The 20,780-nt window shown below is 64.0% G+C and carries 17 protein-coding genes and 2 pseudogenes; 16 read left to right on the top strand and 3 right to left on the bottom strand.

Annotated elements, in window-relative coordinates; all coding sequences use genetic code 11:
* Nucleotides 1–47: 47 nt before the first annotated feature.
* Genes AC1D2L_RS21145 through AC1D2L_RS21120 form a run of 6 tightly spaced genes read left to right on the top strand, consistent with a single transcriptional unit; the run spans nucleotide 48 to nucleotide 6,008 of the window.
* The gene (locus AC1D2L_RS21145; RefSeq protein WP_476847862.1) at nucleotides 48–1,634 is read left to right on the top strand and encodes an ABC transporter substrate-binding protein; all 1,587 of its coding nucleotides are present in this window, start codon (nucleotides 48–50) and stop codon (nucleotides 1,632–1,634) included.
* Nucleotides 1,631–2,488, top strand: coding sequence for an ATP-binding cassette domain-containing protein (locus AC1D2L_RS21140; protein WP_476847861.1), 858 nt, complete (start codon nucleotides 1,631–1,633; stop codon nucleotides 2,486–2,488). Before AC1D2L_RS21145 ends, AC1D2L_RS21140 begins: the two co-directional genes overlap by 4 nt.
* A complete protein-coding gene (locus AC1D2L_RS21135; protein WP_476847860.1) occupies nucleotides 2,485–3,474 on the top strand; it encodes an ABC transporter ATP-binding protein in 990 nt (329 codons plus the stop codon). The genes AC1D2L_RS21140 and AC1D2L_RS21135 overlap by 4 nt, the downstream gene beginning before the upstream one ends.
* Nucleotides 3,471–4,196, top strand: coding sequence for a glycerophosphodiester phosphodiesterase (locus AC1D2L_RS21130; RefSeq protein WP_476847859.1), 726 nt, complete (start codon nucleotides 3,471–3,473; stop codon nucleotides 4,194–4,196). The genes AC1D2L_RS21135 and AC1D2L_RS21130 overlap by 4 nt, the downstream gene beginning before the upstream one ends.
* Nucleotides 4,196–5,128: an ABC transporter permease gene (locus AC1D2L_RS21125; RefSeq protein WP_476847858.1), complete on the top strand. Its 933-nt coding sequence runs from the start codon at nucleotides 4,196–4,198 to the stop codon at nucleotides 5,126–5,128. The genes AC1D2L_RS21130 and AC1D2L_RS21125 overlap by 1 nt, the downstream gene beginning before the upstream one ends.
* A 1-nt stretch (nucleotide 5,129) precedes the next feature.
* On the top strand, nucleotides 5,130–6,008 hold the full coding sequence (locus AC1D2L_RS21120; protein ID WP_476847857.1) for an ABC transporter permease: 879 nt from the start codon (nucleotides 5,130–5,132) through the stop codon (nucleotides 6,006–6,008).
* A gap of 457 nt (nucleotides 6,009–6,465) precedes the next feature.
* On the opposite strand, the gene AC1D2L_RS21115 is transcribed toward AC1D2L_RS21120, so the two are convergent.
* The gene (locus AC1D2L_RS21115; protein WP_476847878.1) at nucleotides 6,466–8,061 is read right to left on the bottom strand and encodes an arylsulfatase; all 1,596 of its coding nucleotides are present in this window, start codon (nucleotides 8,059–8,061) and stop codon (nucleotides 6,466–6,468) included.
* Nucleotides 8,062–8,527: 466 nt separating this feature from the next.
* Between AC1D2L_RS21115 and AC1D2L_RS21110 the strand changes: the two genes are divergently transcribed.
* Entirely contained in the window at nucleotides 8,528–8,935 is a 408-nt protein-coding gene (locus tag AC1D2L_RS21110; RefSeq protein WP_476847856.1) for an ester cyclase, read from the top strand.
* A gap of 482 nt (nucleotides 8,936–9,417) precedes the next feature.
* Here the strand turns inward: AC1D2L_RS21110 and AC1D2L_RS21105 are convergent, their stop codons facing one another.
* Nucleotides 9,418–10,803: a DUF1254 domain-containing protein gene (locus AC1D2L_RS21105; RefSeq protein WP_476847877.1), complete on the bottom strand. Its 1,386-nt coding sequence runs from the start codon at nucleotides 10,801–10,803 to the stop codon at nucleotides 9,418–9,420.
* A gap of 252 nt (nucleotides 10,804–11,055) precedes the next feature.
* Here AC1D2L_RS21105 and AC1D2L_RS21100 point away from each other — a divergent pair.
* The 6 genes and pseudogenes from AC1D2L_RS21100 to AC1D2L_RS21075 form a co-directional block, all read left to right on the top strand.
* Nucleotides 11,056–11,208, top strand: a pseudogene (locus tag AC1D2L_RS21100) (IS3 family transposase); the annotation flags it as partial.
* A 300-nt stretch (nucleotides 11,209–11,508) separates the two neighbouring features.
* The gene (locus AC1D2L_RS21095) at nucleotides 11,509–12,543 is read left to right on the top strand and encodes an extracellular solute-binding protein (RefSeq protein ID WP_476847855.1); all 1,035 of its coding nucleotides are present in this window, start codon (nucleotides 11,509–11,511) and stop codon (nucleotides 12,541–12,543) included.
* Nucleotides 12,476–13,108, top strand: a pseudogene (locus AC1D2L_RS21090) (ABC transporter ATP-binding protein); the annotation flags it as partial. The gene AC1D2L_RS21095 and the pseudogene AC1D2L_RS21090, both read left to right, overlap by 68 nt.
* On the top strand, nucleotides 13,012–13,809 hold the full coding sequence (locus AC1D2L_RS21085; protein ID WP_476847876.1) for a TOBE domain-containing protein: 798 nt from the start codon (nucleotides 13,012–13,014) through the stop codon (nucleotides 13,807–13,809). The pseudogene AC1D2L_RS21090 and the gene AC1D2L_RS21085, both read left to right, overlap by 97 nt.
* The gene (locus AC1D2L_RS21080; RefSeq protein ID WP_476847854.1) at nucleotides 13,806–14,645 is read left to right on the top strand and encodes an ABC transporter permease; all 840 of its coding nucleotides are present in this window, start codon (nucleotides 13,806–13,808) and stop codon (nucleotides 14,643–14,645) included. The genes AC1D2L_RS21085 and AC1D2L_RS21080 overlap by 4 nt, the downstream gene beginning before the upstream one ends.
* A 32-nt stretch (nucleotides 14,646–14,677) precedes the next feature.
* Nucleotides 14,678–15,448 carry an ABC transporter permease gene (locus AC1D2L_RS21075; protein ID WP_476847853.1) on the top strand — a complete coding sequence of 257 codons (771 nt, stop codon included), beginning with the start codon at nucleotides 14,678–14,680 and terminating at the stop codon, nucleotides 15,446–15,448.
* Here AC1D2L_RS21075 and AC1D2L_RS21070 read toward each other — a convergent pair.
* Entirely contained in the window at nucleotides 15,416–16,408 is a 993-nt protein-coding gene (locus tag AC1D2L_RS21070) for a LysR substrate-binding domain-containing protein (protein WP_476847852.1), read from the bottom strand. The genes AC1D2L_RS21075 and AC1D2L_RS21070 overlap by 33 nt on opposite strands.
* Nucleotides 16,409–16,648: 240 nt before the next feature.
* Here AC1D2L_RS21070 and AC1D2L_RS21065 point away from each other — a divergent pair, with 240 nt between their 5' ends.
* From AC1D2L_RS21065 to AC1D2L_RS21055, 3 genes are read left to right on the top strand one after another with little or no spacing between them, the layout of a single operon-like run.
* Nucleotides 16,649–18,352: a class I adenylate-forming enzyme family protein gene (locus AC1D2L_RS21065; protein ID WP_476847851.1), complete on the top strand. Its 1,704-nt coding sequence runs from the start codon at nucleotides 16,649–16,651 to the stop codon at nucleotides 18,350–18,352.
* Complete coding sequence (locus AC1D2L_RS21060) at nucleotides 18,349–19,797, top strand: amidase (RefSeq protein ID WP_476847850.1); 1,449 nt, start codon at nucleotides 18,349–18,351, stop codon at nucleotides 19,795–19,797. The genes AC1D2L_RS21065 and AC1D2L_RS21060 overlap by 4 nt, the downstream gene beginning before the upstream one ends.
* The gene (locus AC1D2L_RS21055; protein WP_476847849.1) at nucleotides 19,794–20,639 is read left to right on the top strand and encodes an amidohydrolase family protein; all 846 of its coding nucleotides are present in this window, start codon (nucleotides 19,794–19,796) and stop codon (nucleotides 20,637–20,639) included. Before AC1D2L_RS21060 ends, AC1D2L_RS21055 begins: the two co-directional genes overlap by 4 nt.
* Nucleotides 20,640–20,780 lie beyond the last annotated feature (141 nt).

Genomic DNA, 20,780 nt, shown 5'->3' with positions numbered 1-20,780 from the left:
CGATGAAACAGAGACCTCCGCAAGGAGGCGGATCACAGGAGGAATTGATGACGTACAGGATCCTGACAGCATCGCTGGCGCTCGCCGCCGCCGGGTTCGGCCTTGACGCACAGGCCCAGCCTAAGACGCAGCTCGTCGTCGCCGTGAACGAGCTCGCCCGAACGCTCGATCCCGCCGAGGGCATCGGCAATGTCGACGTGCGCGTGTTCTATTCGATTTTCGACACGCTGATCCGACGCGACTTCGCCCATCCCACCGCCGATGGCGGCGCCAAGCTGGTGCCGGGCCTCGCCGAGAGCTGGTCCTGGACCTCGCCGACGACCTTCGACGTCAAGCTCAGGACGGGCATCGTCTGCCACGACGGCAGCCCATTCGACGCCAATGACGTGCTGGCGACCTTCTCCGCCGACCGGCTCTGGGGCGACAAGCCGTATTATCCCGAAGGCAGGGTCTATTTCGGCGACTTCAAGGGCGTCGACAAGCTCGACGACTTCACCGTGCGCTTCACCACCGCCCAGCCCGACCCGATCCTGGAACACCGGCTGTCGAGCTACATGTCCTTCGTCATCTGCGACGAGGCATGGAACGCGCACCGCAAGGACGGTGTCGAGCCGCGCATCTGGATGGACAATGCGGCCAAGGCACTGCGCTGGAAGCCGGTCGGAACTGGTCCCTATCGCTTCGTCGACTACCAGCGCAACGATCGCATCACGCTGGCCGCCAACGACAAATATTTCGAGGGCGCCCCGGCGGCGAAGACGATCGTCTTCCGCTCGGTGCCGGAGGTCGCGGCGCGCGTTGCCGGCCTCGTCGCCGGCGATTTCGACATCGCCGTGGAGCTGCCGCCCGACCAGTGGGACGCTCTCAAGCGCTACAAGGACGTGGTCCTGAAGACCGAGCCGCTCGAGAACAGCCATGTGCTCCAGTTCAATACCAACGACCCGGTTCTCGCGGATAAGAAGCTGCGCCATGCGATGAGCCTCTCGATCGACCGCAAGGCGCTGATCGACGCCCTCTGGAAGGGGCAGACCTATGTCCCGCACGGCCATCAGCTGCCGAGCTTCGGGCCAATGCAGGTGAAGGAGAACAAGGGCTATCCATACGATCCGGCCCTCGCCAAGAAGCTGCTCGCCGAGAGCAACTACAAGGGCGAGGAAATCTCCTATCGCGTCATCGCGAACTACTACCTCTACAATGTCGAGGCGGCGCAGGTCGTCCAGGAGATGTGGCGCGCCGTCGGCATCAATGCGCGCATCGACTTCGTCGAGAGCTTCAAGGAGGTGCGCCAGAAGGGCGCGCAGGTCTTCGCCTGGTCGAACACCTATCGCGTCCCCGATCCGACGGGCGCGATCCTGGCGTTGTGGGGCCCTGCCACGCAGAACCAGCAGGGCTGGAAGCTCTACGGCGCCAGCAAGGCCTTCAACGATGCCGCTGCCGAGCTGAGCACGGAGGCCGATCCAGCCAAGCGCAAGGCCGCCTTCACCAAGCTGCTCGTGGCCTTCGAGGACGATATGCCGATGACGATGCTGTACAACCCTGTCACGGGCTACGGCGTGAAATCCAACGTCAACTGGACGCCCTACAGCCAGTACTACATGGACTTCCGTCCTTCGAACTTCTCCTTCGCCAAATGAGCCCGCAACCGGGCCTCGTAGCGGCGGGTGAGCCGCCGCTGCTTTCCGTCGAAGACCTGACCGTCGGATTCAGGACCACCTCGGGCTACGCCGACATCCTGCACGGCGTCTCCTTCGCCGTCAGGAGAGGCAGCACCACCTGCGTCGTCGGCGAAAGCGGCAGCGGCAAGAGCGTTTCCTGCCAGGCGGTGCTCGGCCTGCTGCCGGGGAACGGCAAGCGCACCGACGGACGCATCCTGTTCGAGGGGCGCGATCTGGCGGCCCTGTCCGAAGCGAAGATGACGAAGGTGCGCGGCCGCGGCATCGGCATGGTCTTCCAGGACCCGCTTGGCTCTCTGAACCCCGTCCATACCGTGGGCGGGCAGTTGCGCGAGACCCTACGGTTACACACCTCTCTGTCCGCGGCCGGGCGGGACGAGCGGGCGCTCGAATTGCTGCGCATGGTCGGCATCCCCGAACCGCGGCAGCGGCTCGACTCCTATGTCCACCAGTTTTCCGGCGGCATGGCGCAGCGGGTGATGATCGCCATGGCGCTCGCCTGCGAGCCGCGCCTGCTGATCGCCGACGAGCCGACCACCGCTCTCGACGTCACCATCCAGGCGCAGGTGCTCGATTTGATCGCACGGCTCAAGGATGAGCTCGGCATGGCGGTGCTCTTCGTCACCCATGACCTCGGCGTCGTCGCCGAGATGGCGGACGATGTCGTCGTCATGCGGCATGGCCGAGTCGTCGAGACCGGCCCGGCCGATCGCGTTCTGACCAGCCCGGAGGCCGCCTATACGTGCGAATTACTGGCGGCGATGCCGCGGCTGGATGCGCCGGCCCCGATCTACCGCGAAGACGTCGTCGCATGAGCACCGCAGCCGAGCCGCTCCTGCGCGTCGACAATCTTCAGCGCCGCTTCGGTGGGCGCAGGACGCTGTTCTCGCGACAGCACACCATCCATGCCGTCGCCGACGTGTCGCTGACCGTGCGGGCCGGCGAAACCCTCGGCCTCGTCGGCGAGTCCGGCTGCGGCAAGTCGACGACCGGCCGAATGCTGGTTGGGCTGGAGCGGCCGAGCGGTGGCGAGATCCGCTTCAGGGGCCGCGAGCTTTCGGGCCTGTCCGATCGCGAGTGGCAGGCGCAGCGCCGCGACATTCAGATGATCTTCCAGAACCCGCAATCGGCGCTCGACCCGCGCCTCACCATCGGGAAGCAGATCCGCGAGCCGCTCGACCTGCACGACATCGGGGAGCGTGCCGGGCGCGATGCCGAGATGCGTCGGCTTATGGAGGCGGTTTCGCTGTCGGCAGATCATGCCGGTCGCTATCCGCACCAGATCAGCGGCGGACAGGCGCAGCGGGTCGTGATCGCGCGGGCGCTGGCGATGCGCCCGAGCCTGATAGTCTGCGACGAGCCGGTCTCGGCCCTCGACGTCTCCGTCCAGGCGACAGTGACGCGGCTGTTGCGCGACCTGCAGGAGCGCTACGACATCGCCTATCTTTTCATCTCCCACGACCTGCGGGTGGTGAAGATGCTCTCCCATCGCGTCGCGGTGATGTATCTCGGCCGGATAGTCGAGGAAGGCCCGACGGAGGAGCTGTATCGCAAGCCCCTCCATCCCTACACGCTGGCGCTGCTCTCCGCGATACCGGACCTGGCGGGGCGCAAGCGGGGTGCCATGCGCGTCACCGGCGACCCACCTTCGCCGGCGGCGCCGCCGAGCGGCTGCCATTTTCACCCGCGCTGCCCCTTCGCCCGGCCACTCTGCGCTGCCGAGGCGCCGCCGCTGCGCCCGATCTCGGCTGGCCGCGCGGCCCGCTGCCATTTCGCCGAAGAGCTTCAGAACACGCAATGACCCGTCCGCTCGTCATCGCCCACCGCGGTTACTCGTCCCGCTGGACTGAGAACACGCTTGCCGCCTACCGCGCCGCCATCGAGATTGGGGCCGACATCGTCGAGACCGATGCGCGGCTTGCCGCCGACGGGGTCGTGGTCTCGTCGCATGACAGTTCGCTCGCGCGCCTCACAGGCATCGCTGTGGCGATCGCCGATCACACCAGCGCGGAGCTGCGCGAGATGGCGGCCGCCAGGGATGTCGCTCTGGCGACGCTGGCCGACGCATTGGGGACGATCTGCCCAAGCCGGCCGGCCCTGATCGACGTCAAGACGCAGGACCTCAAGGTCATCGACGCGATCGTCAGCGAGATTAGGCGGGGAGGCCATGGCGATCGCGTCTGGATCGGCGTTCGGGATGCCCTGCAGGTATCCCATGCTCGGCTGAGCCTGCCCGGCGCCCGCATCCTCGCCTTTCTGCCGCAAGGAGCCAATCCCATGCATTTCGCGGCCGCCGGAGCCAGCGCCTTTCGGCTCTGGGAAAGCGATCTCGACAGCGCCGCCGCCGCCGCTCTGCCGGCTGGATGCACGGTCTGGGTGACGACGGGAGGCCGCGGCACGGGCCGCGAGCCTGGCGATGTAAGCACAGCCGAACTCGATGCCGTGCTGGCGCATCGGCCTGACGCCGTTCTCCTGAACGATCCGGCGCTGCTGCTGCGCGACGTCCCGGCGGGAGCATCGTGATGCGGCCGGGCTACATCCTAGGCAAGCTCGGCCGGGGCCTGCTTACGGTCTGGATCGTCGTCACCTTCACCTTCGTCGCGCTAAACCTGTCCGGCGACCCGATCGAGATGCTGGTGGGCGATCAGGCCACGCCGGAGGTCATCGAGCATTACCGCGCGAAATTCGGCTTCGACCGACCGCTACGGCAGCAATACCTCGCCTATCTCTCCGGCGTGGCCCAAGGCGACTTCGGCCTGTCGCTCTCCGACCAGCGGCCCGCATTGGAGCTGATCGCCGACGCGCTGCCGCATACGCTGCGCCTCGGCTTGCTCGCCTTCGCGCTGGGGCTGGTCCTCGGTGTCGGCGCCGGCATCGCGGCGGCGCTCAACCGCAACAAGCCGATCGATCGGATCGTCATGAGTTTCGCAGTGCTCGGCTTCAGCGTGCCGAACTTCTTCCTCGGCATCCTGCTGATCCTGCTGTTTTCGCTGCAGTGGCGGATGCTGCCGAGTTCGGGCGACGCGACGGCCTGGCATCTGATCCTGCCCGCGGTCACGCTGGGCACCCATTTCGCCGGGACCTTCGCCCGCTTCACCCGATCGGCGATGCTCGAGGTGCTCAACCGGCAATATGTCGTCGCCGCCCGTGCCCGGGGCGTGCCGTCCTTCCTCCGCGTGCTCAAGCATGCCCTACCCAACGCCGCGATCCCGATCGTGACGATCATCGGCCTGAAGCTCGGTGACGTCGTCGCCGGCTCGATCATCGTCGAAACCGTCTTCGCGGTGCCCGGCGTCGGGCGGCTCCTGGTCAACGCCGTTACCTCGCGTGACTTCGCGCTGGTGCAGGCGATCCTCGTCATGGTCGCCGTGACGATGGTGCTGACCAATCTCGCCGTCGACGCCATCTACACGCTGATCGACCCGCGCATGCGCGCCGCGCGGCAGGAGGGCTGAGATGTCGCCGTTCGGTTTCCTGCGCCGGTCCGACGATGCGCCCGTTACCGCCGAGGCCCGCTATCCCGTCCTTGTGATACTTGCTTTCGCGGTTCTCGCGCTGATCGTCGTCGTCTTCCTGTTCGCGGACTGGCTGGCGCCCTATGACTATCGGACGCAGTCGCTGCTCCGGCGCCTGCGTCCGCCGGTCTTTCTCGGCGGTGGCTGGGACTATCCCCTCGGTACGGACGAACTCGGCCGGGACATCCTTAGCCGCCTGATCTACGCCATCCGCTTCAGCGTCCTGGTCGCGCTTGGCGGCACCCTGATTGGCGCCTGCGTCGGCACCTTCCTCGGCGTCGTCGCCGCCCATTTCCGCGGGTGGGTCGAGGAGGCGGTGATGATGCTGGCGGATGTTCAGGCATCGCTGCCCTTCATCCTGATCGCGCTGACGCTGATTGCGCTCTTCGGCGGCAGCTTCATGCTGTTCGTCTTCATCATGGGCTTCTATGGCTGGGAGGTCTTCGCGCGGCTGACACGCGGCGTGGTGATCTCCGCCAAGTCGCAGGGCTACGCGACAGCCGTGACCGCGCTTGGCGCCCCGGCGACGCATGTCTACCTGCGCCATATCCTGCCGAACATCCTGAGCGTGCTGATCGTCCAGTTCACGCTGAACTTTCCGCAGGTCATCCTGCTGGAAACCTCGCTCAGCTTTCTCGGCCTCGGCATCCGGCCGCCGCTGACGAGCCTCGGGCAGATGCTCGGTGCGGGCCGCGCTTATCTGACCTCGGCCTGGTGGATCGCGGTCTTGCCCGGCACCGCCATCTTCCTGACGACGCTGTCGATCTCGATCATCGGCGATTGGGCGCGCGACCGTCTGGACCCGACATTGCGGAAATAGCTAGATGTCGCCGACGAGGACCAAATGCACGGCAGCAAGAGCCGCGGTGCTCTTCACCATGCGACCAAGAGCCATTTTCACGCCGCGATCTATTGACTGCCGATCACCGCATTTTGGGAACCGTGTGCTTCAAGTCCTTTAATGGTCGAGAGCTGCCATCCACCAGGCGAGAGCCGAGGGTCCGCTGGCGCAGGGCCGACCAGTATCCGACGTGCTCGCGCAATGACCGGCTTGGGTGGATTTGCAGACGTTCGCCTCCGCGACCGTAAGAACCCGTATCCCGCTGATCCGGAAGTCGGGGCGTTGCCGGAGACCGGGCATTTCGATCCCCGGAACGTCCAACTCGATACCGGCCAAGCCGACTTTGCACCGATGAGGTCGTGCCGAACTCCCGCAAGACTTCATCTTGGCCCCGCGGCAACCGAACGCCGCGGCTACGACGGACGAAGTTCGAAGCCTACTTGACCATCGCCGTCCTTGCGGCCTCGATCTTCGTCTTCACCGCATCGAGGTTGAAGCTCGCTCCCCTCTGCATCGGCGGAAACTCGATGGCGGTCATCGCCAGCTTCTCGACCTGGTCCTGGACAAAGACGAAACGCCAGAACTCATACTGGAACCAGGAAAAGTAGTTTTGCGAGCCGGATTTCGTACCGTTGTCTGGCCAGCCCGTGCGCTCGAACGGGTCGAGGCGAAGGTTGGTCAGAAAGGGCACATCCGCCTTGGTCTTGTCGCCGAGCCAGCCACCGGGCTGGTCAATGAAGCGATACTTGTAATCGCCGATGCGAACCGCGCCGAGATCGCTTTCACCGAAGTACCAGATTTCGTTTCGGTTGGACGGGCCCTTGCCCGTGATCAGCTCCGTCTGGTCGTAGCCGTCCAGATAGACCTTGTAGGTGCGATCTCCGATCTGCTTACCCTTTTTCAGCTCTTCGGCGATGTTGGGGTTTCCTGCTGCGGCGACGAAGGTGGGAAACCAGTCGAGCCCTGAAATCAGCCCGTTCTCGACCTTGCCTGCCGGAACCCGACCGGGCCAGCGGATCATCGCCGGCGCGCGGAAGCCGCCCTCCATGACCGTGCCCTTGCTCTGTGCGAAAGGCGTCTGTCCGCCATCGGGCCAGGTGAAGACCTCGGTGCCGTTGTCGGTGGTGAAGACGACGATCGTGTTGTCGTCCACCCCCATGTCCTTGAGCTTCTGCATCACCAAACCGACGTCATCGTCGAGCTGCGCCATGCCGGCTTCGTGGATCGACCAGCCATTCTTGGAGTTACGCAACGCCTGGTACTTCGGCGACAGATGCGTGACGATGTGCATGCGGGTTGGATTAAGCCAGAGGAAGAACGGCTTGTTGTCGGCCTTGGCCTTGTCGAGGAACTTGAAGGAAAGGTCGCGGATTTCGTCGTCCACAGTCTCCATGCGCATCGGGCACAACTCACCCGCATCCCTGATCGTCTGCTTGCCGATCTTGCCCCAACGTGGATCGACTGTGGCGTCGTCGGTCGTGGACGCCAAAGAGTGGACCATGTTGCGCGGGCCGACCTGCGACCTGAGATCTTGCGGATAGTTCGGGTGGCAGGGATCTTCCATCGCATCGAGGTGGTAGAGATAGCCAAAGAACTCGTCGAACCCGTGCACGGTCGGCAGGAACTCGTTTTTGTCGCCGAGATGATTCTTGCCGAATTGGCCCGTGGCGTAGCCCATTCCCTTGAGCACGTTTGCAATCGTGGCCGCCTGCGCCGGCAAGCCGGTAGGGGCGCCGGCCTGGCCAACTGTCGTCATGCCGGTGCGGATCGGCAGTTCGCCGGTGATGAAGTTGGCGCGGCCCGCCGTGCAACTCGCCTCGGCATAATAGTCGGTAAACAGCATGCCCTCGGCGGCAAGCTTGTCGAGGTTGGGCGTGCGCCCCGCCATCATGCCGCGATGGTAGGCGCCGATGTTCCAGATGCCGATGTCGTCGCCCATGATGACGACAATGTTGGGTCGTTGTTGCTGCTGTGGTTGCTGGGCGATGGACGGCGAGCTCATTCCCGAAATCAGGACGATTGCTCCAGACATACTGAGCCATTTGCTCCGAGTATTCATGTCGGACCTCCTGTTAGGGGTTTCTGTCGATTGCTGTCAGCGATGTCAGTCCCTCGGCATTCTCGATATGGAGTGCAGCGCGAACGAGCAGAATCTACCGGGATGTAGAAGTCCTCGATACTGCACCTGAGGACAGTAACGGACGGCAATGTATGGCCCCCGCCAACCGGAAAGCAGGCATCGTGAAGGTCTGGTAGGGCCAAGTTCCGATGCCTTTGCTGCGAGGGGACAATGTCCACTGCGGGTCGCCAGCGGACCTCGCGTCTACCCATTCGAGCATCCGGCTCTGGGCATTGAGCCAGTGTCCGCTACTGACGCACTGCGCAACGACTGAGTAGGGTCGAGAAGTTCCGGCGAGTTGTGCTTGAACTGATCTGTCGACGATAATGGATTTTGCTGCTGACCAGCGAACCGTGAACAACGCCGGAAAGGTTTGGATATGCGCCTTGAACAGAACAAGCTCGTAATCCGCGACTTCATCAACGTTGTCATCAACGAACGAAATCTCGATGCAGCCGGAGCCTTCGTGGCCGACGATGTCGTTGAGCAGGCGCCATTTCCAGGACAAGGGCCAGGTTTGGAAGGCTTGAAGGACGTGCTGCGCGGGCTGTTCTCCGCCTTCCCTGACATGCATTGGATCATCCACGAACAGTTTGGCGAGGTCGACAAGATTCTCACGCGCTTCACTTGGACGGGTACACAGAGCGGAGATTTTCTTGGCGTTTCGGCGTCCGGCAACCGCGTGTCCGTTTGGGGAATGGTGATCGACCGGATTGAGAGCGGTCGGATCAAGGAAACGCGCATTCTGATGGATGTGTTCGGGCTGATGCACCAGATCAGCGGGTAGCGGAGAGGACCTGACACCCGCGCCACCTTCGTGATCGGTTTACAGTTGTTTTGGAAGAGCGGCGAGGCGCGGGATGCGTCGCTCGTCGTGAACCGTCTCGCCAACAATTGCCGATTTGACCTACTACAAGGGGTCGATCGACGTCTTGTCCTAGAGCCGCCAGCGTCTGCTTTGGCCAAAGTGTGTTTCGGCGTGCAAGTTTGGACGCCGATCAGGGGGCAACGTCCGGCAATATTGCGTGCCGTTTGACACTCTACCTCGGCATCGAGGTTGACGATGCGCTTCTTCTTTCGGAGCAAACGGACCCTTAACGCCGGGCACGGCGGGTATCCGCCGTGCCCTTTCGCTATTGAGCCGACGGCAAAATTGGGTCGGGAGCGGAGGTTCGCGCGGACGCGCGCAGACGCTCGGCGCGACTCTGGGAAGGCGAGCGCTAACGTTGATGTGCGCTGGCGCCCGCCTGAAACCCCGCTCCTGAAGCGCTACTGCAAGACCAAGCTGGGAAGCGCCTGAATTTTTGTGACAGGCGGTGGATTCCATTTACCGGTGAGCGCTTCGGACTTCGGACCATAGAGCCGCATGGTCAGGTTGAAGCTGCCTTTTGGTGCCGGAAGCCAGTTCGCTTCCTTGTCCTTGCCCGGGCTCTCGTTCTGGAAATACAGGTTGAGCGAGCCATCCGCGTTATATTTGAAGGGCATCCAGCTGCTCACAGCGAAGCGATTGAGGCTGTTGGCGACCTGAAAGCCTTCGGGGTCATAGAGTGTAACCGACCAAAAGGCGTTCACCGGCGGCGTCGCCCCCTTCTCGAAATGCAGCGTGTACTTGTTGGCGCCATCGAGCGGCCTGCCGGCTTCGTCGCCGAGATTGAGCGGATAGATTGCGTCTTCGGGAAGATTGGCGCCCAAGCCCTGCTGCGCAACGATGGCGCGCTTGAGATAGTAATTCCCATAAACACCCATCGTATCGGTGTTCATCGACCAGTGGTTGGCGACCCGAGCAAGCGTCGGCAGCTTCCATTCCATCAGCTTCTGCCCGGCTTCGGGCGCAGCTCCGAGGCCCTTCTGCACGGCGGGCGGGAGCTTCTCGAAATCGAAGCTCTGGCCGGGGACGATGCCGATCCGCTTCATTTGCGCGACGATCGGCTGGTCCGTGAGATGCGGTGGATGGAGTTTCATCAGCTCGGCGGCGTAAGCGAAGTATTTGCCGGCTGGCATGGTATCGACCTGAACCTTCGGCGCGGTCTTCATGTCGACGCTCGGGTCGATCTTCGCTTCGATCGGCCTTGGGCTCTTGCCCCAGTCGGAGAGTGCCGTGACCTTGTAGCCGGCCTGAATCTTGTGCACCGCCTCATAGTCTGGCGGCCCGTCCGTTTTCGTCCGGCCGATGACCCAGACATAGGGCGTCGGCGCACTGATACGCGTCATGCCGTCAGGAACGGCGGCGTTCCATCCAGCAGGCGTAACCAGAAAATTGCCGGCTTGCGTGCCGGTCGTGCGCCATCCCGGGGATGCGAAGACATCAGTCCACATGTCGAGTATCGGCAGGAGATAGAAGCGTCCGCTGGTATCAGGCGCGGAGACGACCACAGGTTCCTTGGTGAGATCGAGCCACGCAATGGAATAAAGCGTGTCGAAGTTGACCCGCACGACCAACTTCAAATTGGCAGGAGGAAATTCGGGGACGTTGACGAACGTGTTCATCGGCCCCTTGCCGAACTCTTTCCCCGGTTCGATGTTCGTTGATTGCTTCCGCGTGATGTCCATCGAGATCAATGGGTAGAAATAGATGTAGGCATCGACGCCAATGGCATGAGCCTCGACCTCGGTCAGAGCCGGAGGCGCGGGTTGAGCTCTCGCTCCTTGCTCCATTGCAGGACTTGCACAGAAAATGAGAGCCAACGCGATCGCAGATTTATTCATGGTACCCTCCCGACAGTTCAGTATTCACTGATGCTGCCCGAATTCTGGAATAGAATTCGGCCGAAGATTTGCGATAATCGCTCGGTGCAGACGCTGAGGCGGATAGGTTGGCGGGCGGCTTTTGAAAGTGTCCGGCCGCCGGGGCATTCTGACCATGTGTGAGGGTGCGTCAATCCGGATTGAGTTTCACAGCCCCGGACAGCCTTGGCCAACTGGCGCTCAGACTATAACTCCGAATGCCCTCACTCCCAGCTCGGGTGGCAGACGCCGTCTTTCTTAGCTTCGACCTTCACCCGTTGTCGGATCCTGGCGCCGCGCTATGCGAAAAGCACAGCGCCAGAACCCTGCGTTTGATCGGCCCGGACGGGCTCGACAACCGCCAGAAACGAACTCAGCGCAGGATAAAAGCGGGGGTGAACGTCACAAGCACAGCATGAAAATTGGCCGGGTCGGCGGCTATGCGACACGGCCTTGACCTTCGAAGCCCATCAGCGTGGCAACTGTTTGAAAATTCGCATGCGCGCCGATCGGTCATCATAACTTCCTGGAATGAAGTTCGCCCTGATTTGAATTTGCAATGGCCGTTGGTGCGATGGATTCTGACGTCATCGAAGGCTGCGAAGAACGGGCCGCGATACAGCCGGGAGAAGCACGATGAGCATGAAACGTTGGATCTACGCCCTGTCGATGATGGCAGTTGGCTCTAGCCCAAGCGTCGCAGAAGTCATCCACGCAACCTGGGGCGGCGGCGGCGCGGCCGTCCTGCGGGAGTATTTCCAAGTTCCGTTCACCCAGAAGACCGGCATCGCCGCTCGCATGGCGGAGGTGCCCAATACGGCCGGTGCCGTCCGCTCGCCGTCCGCCTCGCAATACAATGTCGTCGAGGTCACCTATTTCGAGGCGATCGGCCTGGCCAAATCGAACCTGCTCGAGGCCTTCGAGGACAAGGACATTCCCGCGATCGCCAACCTGCCGAAGGAAATGGTCGTCCGGAACCGGGAGGGCAAGATCGTCGGCCTCGCCACCCATTTCGGCTATTACGGCATCGCCTTCAACAACACGCTGGCCAAGGCCTCGGATTTCCAGTCCTGGAACGACCTGGCTGCCCCCCGCTGGAAGGGGAAGCTCGCCGTGACGCGCCCGGTCTACGCGACATCCTACGATCTCACCATCCTCGCCCATGCCAATGGTGGCAGTGCCGCAAAGATCGAGCCGGGCATCGAACCGCTGCGGGCGATCATCGCCAATGCTTTGACCACCTATACGTCGCTTGCCCATATGAACACGCTGCTGACACGCGGCGAGGTCACTGCCGTGCCATTCTACTCGACGCGAGTCTGGACCCTGCGTCGCGACGGCCAGAAGAGCATCGAAATGGCCATTCCGAAGGAAGGCGCGTTGATGCTGCCCTATGTCGTGGTGGTGCCGAAAGGCTCCGCCGATCGGGCTCAGACCATTACCTATCTCAATGCGCTGCTAGATGCCGGAGTCCAGACGCGAATTTCGGGGCAGAACGGCTCGATTCCGACCAACGACAAGGCTGTCCTGCCACCCGAATATGAGCGCGACCTCGGGATGACGCGCGAGGCGCTGATGAAGCGGATGTATATTCCGGATTGGAATGTCATCGTCAGCGACTACGAGGATCGGCTCAACCGGGTCGAGCAGATCGCCGCCGGCAAGCGCTAGACGCCGCTCGCCAGTCGCGATCCGCGGAGCGCGCTCTCCATCCCTCTCGCCACCCCGGCGGATTCGATCAATGTCCCCTTCTTTGCCTGAAGTCCTAGCCTTGCCCGAAACCCTCGCGCATGCCGCGCTGTCCCGCGCGGCCCGAGGCTCCATCCAGGTTGCCGGCGTTGCGAAGGCCTATGGCGCGACGACCGTGCTTTCGAGCCTCGATCTCGCGGTCGAAGCCGGTACCTTCGTCACGCTGCTCGGTCCTTCCGGCTGCGGCAAGACCACATTGCTGCGATTGATCGCTGGCTTCATCCCGCCCAGCGCCGGGGCGATCGCGATCGACAGGCGCGACATGGCGGGCCTGCCGCCGCAGCGCCGGCCGATCGGCATGGTTTTCCAGAACCTGGCGCTGTTTCCTCATTTTTCGGTCGACGAGAACGTCGCCTACGGCCTGCGCCTGCGCAATGTGCCGGAGGCGGAATTGCGCCGGAAGGTCGGGAACTTCCTCGACCTCGTCGGGCTCGGCCACCTCGGCAGCCGGCGCATCTCGCAACTGTCCGGCGGCCAGAAGCAGCGGGTGGCTCTTGCGCGATCGCTGGTGCTGGAACCCTCGATCCTTTTGCTGGACGAGCCCTTGTCGGCGCTGGATCTCCAACTCCGCAAGCAACTCCAGCTCGCCCTCAAGGAAATCCAGCGCGAGCTTGGCACCACCTTCGTCTTCGTCACGCACGACCAGGAAGAAGCGACCCTGATGTCGGACCGCATCATCGTGATGAGCTCCGGCACGATCCAGCAATACGACACGCCGCCCGCGATCTATTCGCAGCCCGCCAACCTTTTCGTCGCCAAGTTCATCGGCGAACTGAACGAGATTCCCGGCCGCATCGCCGCGACAACGCCCGGCGCGGTCGAGATCGACTGCCCCGGCGGCCGCTACAGCTTGCCGGCAAGCGCTCTGCGCGGCTTCATGCTTGCCCCCGGCACCGACTGCGTGATCGGCCTTCGCCCGAACGGATCGCGATCCTGCCGCCGGACGCGGATGCGGGCGGACGCATCGCGCTGCCGGGAACCGTCGTCGAGCGCATTGCGCTGGGACCCGTCGTGCGCTTCATCCTGCGCTGCGGCGAGCAACGGCTCGTCGCGGTGCGACTGGCCAGCGACGGCGCGGCTCTCCCGGAAGCCGGCTCCGCCTGCCGCATCGCCTTCGAACGCGCCGACGCGCAAATCTTCGAACCGCTCGCAGCTCCGGCCGCCGCGAGCTTCGGAGAAAAGCCATGACCGAGACGCAGCCGGCCTCGCCGGCCAAGGCCCTGCTGCTGCTGCTGCCGGTCCTGGCGCTGCTCGCCCTTTTCTTCGTGGCGGTCTTCCAACTCTTTTCCAACGGCTTCGCCGACGCCGATGGCTGGTCACTGCGCTATTTCCGGCAGATCCTGAACCGAAGCGACTATCAGGTGATCTTCGCAAGGACGATCCTGTCCTCGCTGACCGTGGCGCTGCTCTCTGTTGCGCTGTCCTATCCCATTTCGCTCCTGCTCTGGCGGCTCGAACGCTGGCGCAATGCCTTGCTGATCGTGGTTCTCGTCCCATGGCTGGTCAGCCTGGTCGTACGCACCTATGGCTGGCTCGTTCTGCTCGGCCCCAAGGGCGTCATCAACGGCATGCTGGCCTGGACTGGCATCGTCGAGCAGCCGCTTTCGCTGATGTTCAACGATCTCGGCATCGTCATCGGCCTGACCCATGTGCTGATCCCCTTCGCGGTGATCTCGATCCTGTCCTCGCTGCTGGCGATTGAGAGCAATCTGGAGGAGGCCTCCGGCGTGCTCGGCGCGAGCCGGTTTCAGACCTTCCGGCGCATCGTGCTGCCGTTGTCGCTGCCGGGCGCGTTCACGGCGCTGATCGTGATCTTCCTGGCGAGCATCGGCGCGATCGTCACGCCGATCGTTCTCGGCGGCATGTCGCATCAGTTCGTCGGCTCGCAGATCTATCAGGAGGTCATGTACACCTTCAATCTGAACAAGGCCGCTGCCTGGTCGATCTGCCTGCTCGCCATCAGCTTCCTCTCGCTACTCGTGCTCAAGTCCGTCGAGCGCCATCTGATTGGGGCCGTGGAGTGATCGGGATGTGGGCAAATTCCAGATTCTCGACCTTGGCAAGCGTCCTGCTGCTGCTTTCGCTGCCGGCGCCGATCATGATCATCATCGGCGCGTCCTTCAGCGACACGAGCTATATCCAGTTCCCGCCGGAGGGGCTCAGCCTGCGCTGGTATCGAGACGCGCTGTTCGACCCGCGCTGGCCGCGCGCCTTTGCGATCAGCGTCGCCATCGCCGCCGTGACGGCGGTGATCGTCACCGTCGTTAATTTCATGGCGGCCTATTACACGCAGCGTCATGCGCCGAAGCTTGCGACCTGGCTCGAACTCGCGATCTTCTCGCCGCTCTTCTTCCCGCATGCCGCGATGGGCGTCGCCATGGTCGCGCTCGTGGCTCAGTTCGGGCTGATCGGAACGGCACCAGGCATCGTCCTCGCCCATCTGATCGTGACGCTGCCCTTCTCCTACCGTCCGATCCATATCGCACTGCGCAGCCTCGACCCGGATCTGGTGCGCGCCGCCAATGTGATGGGCGCGAGCGAATGGCGCGCGCTCCGGGATATCGTCATTCCGATGTGCCGGTCGGGAATCCTGACCTCGCTGCTCTTCGCCGGGATCATCTCCTTCGACGAGGTCACGGTGACGATGTTCCTGATCGGCCCCAACATCTCGACCCTGCCGGTCCAGATCTTCTCCTTCGTCCAGGATTCGGCGACGCCTGTGCTGGCGGCGATCTCAACGATCAGCGTGCTGATCACCTTTCTCGCCGTCATGATCCTCGATCGCGTCGCAGGGCTAACCTTCTTCGTCCGCCACGACGGCGCCTGAGGTCGCGCCGTCGCGCAGGCGTTTCTGCGGCAGGCGGATTGTTAGGCTCTCGACTGCGCGTGGGTCGTTGCCCTCGGCGAGCGCCGCGATCCGTCCCCGGAGCTCGGCCAAAAAGGCCTCGGCCAGAGGCGAGACCGGCCTGTTTCGCGAGACGATGGCGTTGAAAGTGAAGGCGATCGTCGGCTCGAAGCGGCGCGCCACCAGCCCCGGCCAGAAGCCCTGATGCACCGTCATCGGCTCGACGATGGCGATGCCGAAGCCGCGCGAGACGAGCGCATTGGCCTCGACCGATGAGAACACCTCAGTCCGCATCTTGCGCGTAACCCGCTGCTGCTCGAACACCGCATCTGTCAGGTGGCGCATCCGGCTGTTGCGGGTGAAGGAGATGAACTCCACCCCTTCGAGATCGCGCGGCACGACGACCTTTCGCCCGGTAAGCGGATGGTCCTGCCGCATCACGCAGACGGCGTCGGCATTGAACAACGGCTCGGTCAGCAGGTCGGGGTGATGGAAATGGCTGACCGAGAAGCCGATATCGACTTTCTGTCCGAGCACGTCGCCGCCTACCACGCTGGACACGTCGAGCGCGACCGAGATCGCGGGATTGACTTTGGCAAAGGCGACAAGCGCGTCGGCCACCAGCGTGTGGCCGATCGAAGCCGCCGAGACGATCCGCAGCTCGCCTGAACGCAGATCGCGCAGGTCGCGCGCGAAGCGCTCGACATCGCTGAGCGAGGCGAAGAGCCGGCGCACCTCCTTGTGAAGTAGTTGCGCTTGATCGGTCGGGATCAGGCGCTTGCGCTTGCGTTCGAACAGCGTCAGCGCAAGGTCGATTTCGAGCCCTGCCAGGATCTTGCTCATCGCCGGCTGCGAAACCCGCATCCGCTCGGCCGCGGCCGTGACGCTGCCTGTCTCCATGAACTGGACATAGGCCTCCAGCTGCCGATGGGTGATCCGCATTGAGGGCCTCCGTAACTCGCTTTGGTCAATTATAACCAGCGGGCATGTTTTCTAGTCAAAAAGCAATTTGCGGCTTTCGTTCGGCAGCGGAATAATAGGAGTCGGGTCAGATGGATCGCTGGAAGTACACCAGAGGCCGTCGCCATGCGATATTTCCGCCTAGGTTTCAACCGCGCTCGATCATCGACGGAAAACATAACTTCCTGAACTGTTTGATGCGAACCTTTTTTCGAGATGCCCATGTTGCGCCTGCCCGTCGAGACCGAAACGCCCGCCTGGGCCGATGACTATGTAGCGCGCATCGCCGAGATGGACGTCGCGGCGCGGCATCGCGAGATGGAGCGTTTCATCTTCCCCCGCAATATCGGGACACTGCTGCGCGAGGCCGCCGCCGAGACGCCGGACGTGCTGGTGTGGAATTTCTTCGAGAGCGGCGAGACGATCACCTATACCGCCCTCGACGAGGCGGTCGACCGGATGGCCGTGGCGCTCGACTCCTTTGGCGTGACGCACGGCATGCGGGTCGGCGTGATGCTGCCGAACTGCCCGCAGATGCCGATCGTCTGGCTCGCTCTGGCGCGGATCGGCGCGGTCATGGTGCCTGTCAACCTGCGCTATACCGGCCGCGAACTCGCCTATGTGCTCGGCGATGCCGGAGCCGCGGCGCTCGTCATCCACGACGAATGCGGCCCGCAATATCGCGAGGCGGCAGAGGTGGCAGAGGCCGGGACATTTCCGCGTCCTGACCGCGTGCTCAGGATGGCGGCCGCAGACATGCGGGAAACGCTGCTGCCGGGCGCGATGACGCTGGACGCGCTCGTCGCTTCGGTTCCCGAGGGCGCGCGGCATGACGGGCCGGAGCCCGGCCATGACGACCTCATGAACATCCAGTACACCTCGGGTACGACCGGCTTTCCCAAGGGCTGTATGCTGACGCATCGCTATTGGCTAAGCGCCGGCTTCGTGAATGGTTTCCGCGATGCCCGTCGCTTCCGCCGCGTGCTTGCCTCGACGCCGTTCTTCTATATGGACCCGCAATGGCTTCTGCTGCTGTGCTTCTACCAGCGCGGCACGCTCTTCGTCGCCAAGCGCCAAAGCGCTAGCCGCTTTGCCGCTTGGCTGCGCGAGCACCGGATCCATTTCTGCCTGTTCCCGGAGATCGTCTTCAAGCAGCCGGAAACGCCCGAGGATTGCAGGACCGAGCTAATGCGCGCCAACATCTACGGCCACCGCAAGGAGGTCAACGCAGCCTTGCGCGAGCGCTTCAACGCGCCGGCGATGGAGGCCTTCGGCATGACCGAAGTCGGCCCCGGCCTCTACATGCCGCTCGATGCGCTGCATATGGTCGGCTCCGGCTCCTGCGGCATCCCGGCGCCGTTCCGAGAGGCGCGGGTCGTCGACGAGCAGGGCAGGGACGTCGCGCGCGGCGAGATCGGAGAGTTGGTCCTGCGCGGCCCGGGCCTGATGCTCGGCTACTACAACCGCCCAGAAGCCAATCGTGACAGCTTCTTCGGCGACTGGTTCCGAACAGGCGATCTTTTCCGTCAGGATGCGGAAGGATACTTCTACATAGTCGGCCGGCTGAAGGAGATGGTGCGGCGCGCCGGCGAGAACATCGCGGCGCGCGAGGTCGAGACCGTGCTGCGCAACATGGCCGAGATCGAGGAGGTCGCGGTCGTTGCCGTGCCCGATGAACTGCGCGGCGAGGAGGTCAAAGCCTATGTCCTGCCCGCGTCCGGCATCGATGGCGACGACAAGCTGATCGGGCGCATCGCCGGGCATTGCGAGGCCAATCTCGCCGCCTTCAAAATCCCTCGCTACATCGCCTTTGTGGACGACATCCCGCGCACCGCCTCGCAGAAGGTGGCGAAGAAGGCATTGACGGCCGGCGTCGTGGATCTGCGCCTCGGCGCCTTCGACAGGGTGGAAGGAATCTGGCGATGAGCATGCCCCTGTGGAGCCGCAGCGCGGCCGAGCTTCTGCCCGATCTGAAGTCCGGCGCACTTGCGGCCGAGACATTGATGAACTCCGTGCTCGGGCAGATCGCGGCTCGCAACGAGCCGGTCAACGCCTTCTCCCATGTTGCTGATGAGAGCGCTCTGGCTGCCGCCTGCGAGGCCGACCGGACGCTCGCTGCAGGCGTCGCGCCGGGCCCGCTCCACGGGCTGCCCTTCAGCGTCAAGGACCTCGTCGCGGTCGCGGGCATGCCGCTCGAATACGCGTCGCATGTCTTTGCCGGCCAGGTCGCCGAGAAGGATGCGGAGGCGGTTGCCAGGCTGCGCCGCGCCGGAGCGATCCCGTTCGCGAAATCGACCACTCCGGAATTCGGCCACAAGGTTCTCACCGATTCTCCACGCCACGGCATCAGCCGCAATCCCTGGAATACCGACTACAGCTGCGGCGGGTCGAGCGGCGGGGCGGCGATCGCCGCCGCAATGGGCTTCGGCCCGCTTCATCTGACATCGGACGGCGCCGGCTCCGGCCGCATCCCGGCCTCCTGCTGTGGTGTCGTCGGCCTGAAGCCGAGCTGGGGCGCGGTGCCGCACGAAACGACGACGGACCTGTTCGGCTCGCTGACCTGCCTCGGCCAGATGGGCCGCACCGTCGCGGACGTGACCCTCATGTTCAACGCGATGAAGGGCCCCGACCGGCGCGATCCGCTCTCCTTCGGCGGCTCGGCCGGACCCGTCCCACTTCCTGACGATCCCGTCGCGGCGCTGAAGGGCCTGCGGCTGCGCTATGCGCCGCGGATGCTCAATCGCTGGCTCGCCCCGGAAGTGGAGGCTGCCGTCGGCGAGACGGTCGAGCGTCTGCTGGCGGCCGGCGCTGCGCGCGTGTCGATGCCTGACGACATCGCCTTCGACACCGCCTCCGCCCTCGTGCTGATGCGCGCCTACCAGCATGCCCGCTTCGGTTCTCTGCTCGAGTCGCATGGCGCGCGCATGGACCGCACCGCCCGCCTCGGCCTGACCCTGCAGCCGGAAGCGCAGACCTATTCGCGCCTCGCCCATGCCCAGCGCGCCCGCTCCGAAATCTATCGCGAGGTCGAGCGCCTGTTCGATGGGGCGGACATATTCATCACGCCTACAGTCGCGACGCCTGCGCTGCCCGTTGGCCAGCAATCGGACGGCCCGCTCGTCGTCGACGGCATCGACCACGGCCCGCTGCGCGACGCCTGGTATCCCTACACCATCCCGTATAACGCCAGCGGGCACCCTGCGATTTCGGTGCCCTGCGGCATGAGTTCGGGTGGCCTGCCCATCGGCCTTCAGATCGTCGGCCCCTGGCATGGCGAGGCGCAGCTTCTCGCGGTCGCCGCGGCAATCGAGGCGCTCAGCCCCTGGGCGGCAAACTGGCCGACGATGTCTGGCACGGAGCATCGCTCATGATCATCGACTATGGCAGTCGCCCGCCGCTTCCGGCCTTCGGCCCGAAGGGAGCCGAGCACCTGCAGCGCTACCGGCAGGTCTATGCGGCCAGCGAGTCCGCGGCCGAGCCCCAGCAGGACCTTGCCGGCTATCTCTCGGAGTATGACAGGGCTGGCGTCAACCATGTCTGCGTCAAGGCGCGCGACCTGGAGACGACCTATGGCTGGCGCATCCGCAACGAGGATGTCGCGGAGTTCTGCAAGGAGCAGGGGCCGCGCTTCATCGGCTTCGCCGGGGTCGACCCCAACAAGGGAATGACTGCGGTGCGCGAGCTCGACCATGCGGTGCGGGTGCTCGGCCTGCGCGGGCTCAACCTGCAATGCTTCGAGCATCATCTCGCGATCAACGATCGCCGGATGTATCCGCTTTATGCCAAGTGCATCGAGCTCGAAATTCCCGTGAACATCCATTGCTCGATCAACTTCGCCGACAGCGCGCTGATGCGCTACGGACATCCCTCGCTGCTTGATGAGGTGATGGTGGATTTCCCGGAGCTCAGGGTGTGCGCCTCTCCGCCGGGCTTCCCCTGGGTGCATGAACTGATCGGCGTCGCCTGGCGCCATGAGAATGTTAGCATCGGTCTCGTCGCGGTGAGGCCGAAATACCTCCAGGTGGCGGGATCAGGCTACGAGCCGCTCCTTCAATACGGCCGGACTGTGCTAAAGGACCGGATCATCTTCGGCAGTGCCTATCCGCTTGGCCCCATCGCGCGCACGATCGCCGAGATCAAGGCGCTTCCGCTTGGGGAAGAGGTGCAGGACCTCTGGCTCTACGGCAACGCGAAGCGCTTCCTGCGCCTGTAGTGCCCATGGGTACGGGAGGTGTTTTCCGTGCGGCTTCCTCATCCGCCTGATGTTGCGGGGCTTGTGGCACCGTCCGAAGGATCGCGGCCGAGAAGCGCGCGATGCCAGTTCGACGCCAGCATCTCCGCGAGCGCCACATCG

The sequence above is a fragment of the Allobosea sp. P1_B10 genome (genome assembly GCF_056406735.1).
Note: the sequence above shows the minus strand (reverse complement) of the source record. Positions and strands in the feature narration are given on the sequence as shown.